This is a genomic window from Armatimonas sp. (assembly GCF_043760365.1).
Lineage (GTDB): Bacteria > Armatimonadota > Armatimonadia > Armatimonadales > Armatimonadaceae > Armatimonas.
Genome location: NZ_JAYUPA010000292.1, coordinates 1 through 5477 on the forward strand (window position 1 = coordinate 1; position 5477 = coordinate 5477).

Sequence of the window (5477 nt, forward strand, 5' to 3'; positions counted from 1 at the left end):
TGCTGTTCTCGGGGTCGCAGTCATACGCTCGATGGCGCGCTCTCGTTTCTGCCGAACTTTCCAGGCACGTGCCATCGGTTCGGACTCCTCCACAATAGCGGATGAAGCCGTCGCCGAGGTGAGGGCAAGGAGTAACAGTAAAAAAAGCCGCTGAAGCCTAGCTTGTTGTTCCTGTGCCATAACAGTAATTTTCGGGGGGGCACAAGAATGCCTGTATCGGCTTTTTTACCAGGGCTACAATGATTAGTGCGTTGAGATGGGCATACACGGCGATGTTTGTTTATACTCTGAACGATCTATATTTAGGAAGCCCAGCATGAGGGTCTGGGTGCTGTATTCGGGGCTCTCTGCGTGGGTGCGCTCCCCGACAAAATAGGAATATTTCAGCCGGGGGAACTCCAGCCAGGTTATCGTGACAGTACGCTTAATGAACGTCAGATTGTCGTTCTCGACACGGGATTCTGTAACGGGAAGCCAAGGGCGGGCGACACCGAGAGCGGTGATACCATTTAGGAGTGCGAGAATCCCTACCACTGCCACGATACGCTTCCAGTTCATCTCTCTGCAACGCCTAGCCCAGGGCTATTTTGGGGGATGACTTTTCCCTCGTGCCAGTCGGCCCCGATAAATGGGTCGTTCTTGAGGTTTAGGTGGCTGTCTAAATCCAAGTGATCGAAGGCAGCTCCGATCTGTGCACCGGCTGTAATCGCGAGGCTGGTCTCGCCCATGCAGCCGAGCATGGTCTTGAGGCCGTGCGCCTTTGCCACCGCAATAATTCTAAGTGCCTCGCGCAGACCACCGCACTTCATGAGCTTCACGTTCACGCCATCAATCCTGCCTACCACTTTTGGGACATCGGCGGCGACGCGGATCGTCTCGTCTAAGAAGATCGGGATGACGGCGGGCCGTAGCGCGGAGAGGCCGTCCTCGTTGCCTTGCTCCAGCGGCTGCTCGACATACTCAACTCCTCGTGCGGCTAGCCAAGGGATCATTTTCTGGGCATCGGCGACGCTCCAGCCGCCGTTGGCATCCACCCGAAAGACCGCCGGTTTCGAAAACGTCTGCGCTGCCTCCTGGATCGCGGCAAACATCGCCTGATCGGCCTCAATGCCCTCCGAGCTGCCGAGCTTGATCTTGAGCACTCGAGCTCCTGTGCGTGTGTGCCAGTCGCGGGTCTGCGTGGCCGCGTCGGTGGGGGACTGGATTCCCACGGTGACCGATGTTTCGACAATGCGCGCACGATCTAGGCCCAGGAGCTTCCAGATTGGCACCCCCCACTTTTTCCCGAGCCAGTCATGGCAGGCCATCTCGATAGCGGCTTTCACGGCCCCGCCGCTCCCGACTCCCTCCATGCCGCTTGCCGTAGAGTCCAGTGCGCGGAGCACCTCCTCAATTCGGTCCAGCTCCCAGGGGGCGATCGCGTTCAGGGCGGGACGCAGGCTCTCAAGGTCGGCCTCACCCGTCTCCGCTGTATCACCGCTGACACTGTTGGGGGCCAGCTCGCCAAATCCACAAATGCCCTCGTGCTCGACCGTAACAAATAAATTGACACTGTTGCTACTGGTGCCACGGCTGATGCGCAGCGGTGTGATTTTTTCGAGCGTCAGGCGCTCTGAGGTTATTATCATAGGGGGCTAATTCCAGGGCTCTAGGCCCAGGAGCTTCTTTCCTAGCTCCGTCAGTGTTGCGGTCGTTCCGTGTTCCTGCTCCCAGCCACGTGGGTCACCGGGTGCCCAGAAGGCATCGGGGTTGCGGCGCTCTCGCCAGCGGGTGACACGGCTCATGCGCTCCACGTCATCGGTATGGTAGCGCTCTGGGGACATCGTAATGTACTGCGCCAAACGTGGCTGATCTGAGAGATTCCGACCATTGCCGTGAAGCAGGCGGGTGCTCCAGATCACAAAGTCTCCCGCCTCGGCGGCAATGGGCACTACAGTAATCTCGCTCTTGTCTTTTGGCGAGCGTTTGCCCTCTTCGGGCGCACCTGGAATTCTCTCACGCGTGGCGGCCCAGCGCTCGATGAGCTTGTGATGACCTGGGACGCAGCAAAATCCGCCACGTTCCGTGGGCGTATCGGAGAGGTAGAGCACGCCTTGCACCCGAAGCGGCGCGGTGTGGGCCTCCCTGGGATCAATGTCCCAGTGGATCATGCCCGGATGATCGTACTCACGGTGCTCAGGGTGAACCGGCGGGTTGAAGTTAGCGCGGTCAATGCTCACCCAGAGCTTCTCCGAGCCGTAAATTTCCGAGAAGACTTCGTGGACGCTCGGGTGCTGGCGCGTGTCCCAGAGCGCCTGGTGCTGGTAGATCTCGATCATCCCACCACGCTGGAGAGGTAGTTGGTACCAGTTTTCGGGAGTGTCGGGTGAGAAGCCCAGAAAGGCATACTCCGCCGCAATCACGGCGTCGCAGAGCGCCTTGGGAACGACGTTCTTTACGACGACATAGCCATTTGCGTCAAAAAATTCTCGGTCTATCCTGCTCATAAAAATTTATCCCCCGAGGGTGTAGAGCGCCTCGAAAAACTTCAGGCTGTCCACACCACCGTGCCAGCCGTAGGAGCTCAGAAACGCATCCTGGTAGCGTGGCGTCTTGGGATCACCGTTACTGTTGCGTCGCAGGCTCCAGAGGGCTGTCGCCAGATCGTAGCGCGGATCGGCCCAGCCACCATCGCCCCAGTCCACCACCCCGGTGATAGTACCCGTTTCGACCATGAAATTAGGCAGGCACGCATCGCCGTGGCAGAAGCTAAGCTGCGGGGCAATCGAGGGGCTTTCGAGTTCAATCCAGTCGGCGACATCCGCGTAGCTCTCACTAGCAAAGGGCGTGTAGCTCAGCGCGATACTCTCCCACGGGTGTTGCTCCGCCGTCGCCCGAATGCGTAGGAGAGCCTCGGAGAGCCAAGTCGTAGGGGGCTTCTCCAGCAGTGGCTCCCAGGCGTGAATCACTCTCAGTGCTCTCCCAAAAGCCTCGGACAGTGCGACGCGGCGCTCGGGCGTTTGCTCGAACGCCTCCGCTAAATTAATGCCGGGCAGCTCGGAGAAGTACAAAGCGCCGTCGGCTTGTCCCAGAAACTCGGGGACGAGTGGCTGGTAGGCTTCGAGCGTACGCACGATATCACCCTCACGGGACGTTGCCCCAAATTTTTGGATGAGCTGCCGACCGCTCCGCGTAACCACACGGTACACAGTCGCGTTTTCTCCTTGGAAGGCAAGCGGCCCTAAAGTAATGGTACGATCAGAGAACACGATCTCTGATTCGCGCTGGAGAGGGAAACTTCCTCCCGATAACTGATTTAGGAGCAACGACGATGTGTTGTTTTGTGGGACAAGTTGAGGTTGCCGACACGAATCTCTTTGCACGCCTCACGGGGCGCGGCACCCAGTTTCTGGTCTACCAGATGCGCTACCAGGCAGCCCAGCCTACCGCGATGATCCTACCGCTGCCGGTGGCCCTGCCCGCACGGGAAGACAGTATCCGCTGGATGAATCTGAAAAACTACCCGGAGTTTTTCACGCACCTCGCGGCCAAGTTCCCCGAAAGACAGCCCATCTCACTTGGCTGTAGCGCAGCGGAGACGGCTGCGGCGGTAAAAAGTGCACTGCCGGTCCACGCGGTGGGCGATTTTGTGACGAGCTTTGTGCCGACACTTGCAGATTTTGACCGGCTTGATCCGCGCTTCACCCTACCCAAGAGTGTCTGGGCGCAGTTTCCACAGTGTCACGACTATGGCTTTGCCGTGATTCAGCTTGCGAAGCTAGGCGGCACGCCGCATCCCATCGCTTTTGAGTTTCCCACCCGCTGGTCCGACAAGCTTTTCTATCCGACGATCCATATCCACGACGGCGTGGCGCACCGTGAAGAGCACTTCCACCATGCGATCTACTCCCAAGGCATGGGCGCTCATGGGGGGCGTAGTGAGGGGCGCACGAGTGAGGGAGTCCAACTGGAACGCACACAGGGCATCGTGCTAGATGAGCCACTCTGGCGGATTCAGATGCTCGGAACCTACGAGAACAAAGATGTGATCTTAGAGCGCAAGAGTGATCTTGCCGCGATTCTCTTAGGTGTGGGAGGCGCGGCACTGATCGCAGCGGGCGCTGCGGGAATAAAAAAAGCGCGGGGGCATGCCGTACAATAGAGGTTGTATGGACATTAAACCTGAAGACCTCCCAGTACGGGTCGAAAAACCCTGGGGCTACGAGATTTGGTACGCCTGGACCGATATCTATGTGGGCAAGATTATCCACGTCAATGCGGGGCAGAAGCTCAGCTTGCAGTACCACGACTTTAAAGACGAGACGAGCTACTTACTCAAAGGTCGGATGAAGCTCACCAAGGGCGCGACAGTTGACACGCTCATGGTAACGGAGATCGCTGAGGGGCATCAGTGGCGCAACCGGCCTCTAGAAATCCACACGATTGAGGCCATCGAGGACTCCGACGTGCTAGAGGTCTCGACCCCGCAGCTGGACGATGTCGTGCGCCTCCAAGACGCGTACGGGCGCGAGGGCACCAGCAAGCCCTAGCTAGACTTCTGGAGCAGGCCCAGGATGCGCTGACGAAGGCCATCCGGGGCTTGTACCTGGCCGACCTTCTCCCGAAGTGTCCGCAGAAGTGTCACCTCAAACCGAAACTTCTCAAAACAGCCATTGCATTCCAGCAGATGCTTTTGAACAAGCTCCTCTTCCTCGGGCTGAAGCTCGTGGCTGAGAAAGTCATTGAGCTGCTGGACGGCTTTCTGACACTGATTAAATTCGAGTGACTCTGTCTGAGTCTTATCCATATTCTTCACGATTCCTAGCGCGGGTTCTCTTCTGTAAATGCCCAAATTGCACGCTGCACTAGCCGTCGCCCACGAGAGAGCCGGGAGCGTACCGTTCCGATGGGAACCTCCAGAATCTCGCTGATCTCCAGGTAGGAGAGCTCGTTCAAGTCCGCCATAATCACCGTGTCTCGGTACTCGTCGGGAAGACGTGAGATGGCATCCTGAATGGCTTCCGCTTGAACTTTACCCATCACCGCCGCTTCAGGCGACTCAGAGGTCCTTGATAGATAGGCATCTTGTAGACGGTTATAGAGATAAAAATCTTCGATCTCGTCAAAGGACGTTTTCTCTGGTTCGCGCTTTGCCCGTCGGTAGCGGTTGATAAACAGGTTTGTCATGATGCGGAACAGCCAGGCCCGTGCATTAGTTCCCACATGAAATTTATCAATAAACTGGAATGCACGTACAAACGTATCCTGCACTAGGTCGTCCGCATCCTGGGAGTTGCGTGTCATGGAATAGGCTGCACGGTAGAGCGTGTCTAGGTGCGGGAACATCTGCTCCTGAAAGAGTTCCTCTGGAGTTTGTTTACGCAAGCCGGGCCCCCTTAAGAGCGGTCTTTGCCGGGCTGGCGCTTGTCTCGGGGAGTGTCTCGACCAGCTCGGCAAGAAGCCCGCGCAGGTTCTCAATATTTGCTGCAAAGACTTCG

At 57.7% G+C, this 5477-nt stretch carries 9 protein-coding genes; 2 read left to right on the plus strand and 7 right to left on the minus strand.

Annotated elements, in window-relative coordinates:
- From ACH2EH_RS06935 to ACH2EH_RS06955, 5 genes are all read right to left on the minus strand, one after another.
- Positions 1–180: hypothetical protein (locus tag ACH2EH_RS06935; RefSeq protein WP_395140213.1), on the minus strand; the 180-nt coding region annotated here is incomplete at its 3' end.
- Between the two features lie 63 nt (positions 181–243).
- A complete protein-coding gene (locus ACH2EH_RS06940) occupies positions 244–558 on the minus strand; it encodes a hypothetical protein (RefSeq protein WP_395140215.1) in 315 nt (104 codons plus the stop codon).
- Positions 555–1628: a dipeptide epimerase gene (locus tag ACH2EH_RS06945; RefSeq protein WP_395140216.1), complete on the minus strand. Its 1074-nt coding sequence runs from the start codon at positions 1626–1628 to the stop codon at positions 555–557. The genes ACH2EH_RS06940 and ACH2EH_RS06945 overlap by 4 nt, the downstream gene beginning before the upstream one ends.
- A 6-nt stretch (positions 1629–1634) precedes the next feature.
- Positions 1635–2486: a phytanoyl-CoA dioxygenase family protein gene (locus ACH2EH_RS06950; protein WP_395140218.1), complete on the minus strand. Its 852-nt coding sequence runs from the start codon at positions 2484–2486 to the stop codon at positions 1635–1637.
- A 6-nt stretch (positions 2487–2492) separates the two neighbouring features.
- Positions 2493–3188, minus strand: coding sequence for a phosphotransferase (locus ACH2EH_RS06955; RefSeq protein WP_395140220.1), 696 nt, complete (start codon positions 3186–3188; stop codon positions 2493–2495).
- A gap of 134 nt (positions 3189–3322) precedes the next feature.
- Between ACH2EH_RS06955 and ACH2EH_RS06960 the strand changes: the two genes are divergently transcribed.
- Entirely contained in the window at positions 3323–4141 is an 819-nt protein-coding gene (locus ACH2EH_RS06960; RefSeq protein WP_395140222.1) for a hypothetical protein, read from the plus strand.
- Between the two features lie 7 nt (positions 4142–4148).
- On the plus strand, positions 4149–4529 hold the full coding sequence (locus ACH2EH_RS06965; protein WP_395140224.1) for a cupin: 381 nt from the start codon (positions 4149–4151) through the stop codon (positions 4527–4529).
- Here ACH2EH_RS06965 and ACH2EH_RS06970 read toward each other — a convergent pair.
- Together ACH2EH_RS06970 and ACH2EH_RS06975 are read right to left on the minus strand one after the other, a co-directional pair.
- Positions 4526–4786, minus strand: a complete 261-nt coding sequence (locus ACH2EH_RS06970; protein ID WP_395140226.1) for a zf-HC2 domain-containing protein — start codon at positions 4784–4786, stop codon at positions 4526–4528. The two genes, ACH2EH_RS06965 and ACH2EH_RS06970, sit on opposite strands and share 4 nt — an antisense overlap.
- Before the next feature lie 14 nt (positions 4787–4800).
- On the minus strand, positions 4801–5364 hold the full coding sequence (locus tag ACH2EH_RS06975) for a sigma-70 family RNA polymerase sigma factor (RefSeq protein ID WP_395140228.1): 564 nt from the start codon (positions 5362–5364) through the stop codon (positions 4801–4803).
- Positions 5365–5477 lie beyond the last annotated feature (113 nt).

Coding starts and splice junctions, on each gene's coding strand:
- ACH2EH_RS06940 (WP_395140215.1), bottom strand. CDS start 558: ATGAACTGGAAGCGTATCGTGGCAGTGGTAGGGATTCTCGCACTCCTA.
- ACH2EH_RS06945 (WP_395140216.1), bottom strand. CDS start 1,628: ATGATAATAACCTCAGAGCGCCTGACGCTCGAAAAAATCACACCGCTG.
- ACH2EH_RS06950 (WP_395140218.1), bottom strand. CDS start 2,486: ATGAGCAGGATAGACCGAGAATTTTTTGACGCAAATGGCTATGTCGTC.
- ACH2EH_RS06965 (WP_395140224.1), top strand. CDS start 4,149: ATGGACATTAAACCTGAAGACCTCCCAGTACGGGTCGAAAAACCCTGG.
- ACH2EH_RS06970 (WP_395140226.1), bottom strand. CDS start 4,786: ATGGATAAGACTCAGACAGAGTCACTCGAATTTAATCAGTGTCAGAAA.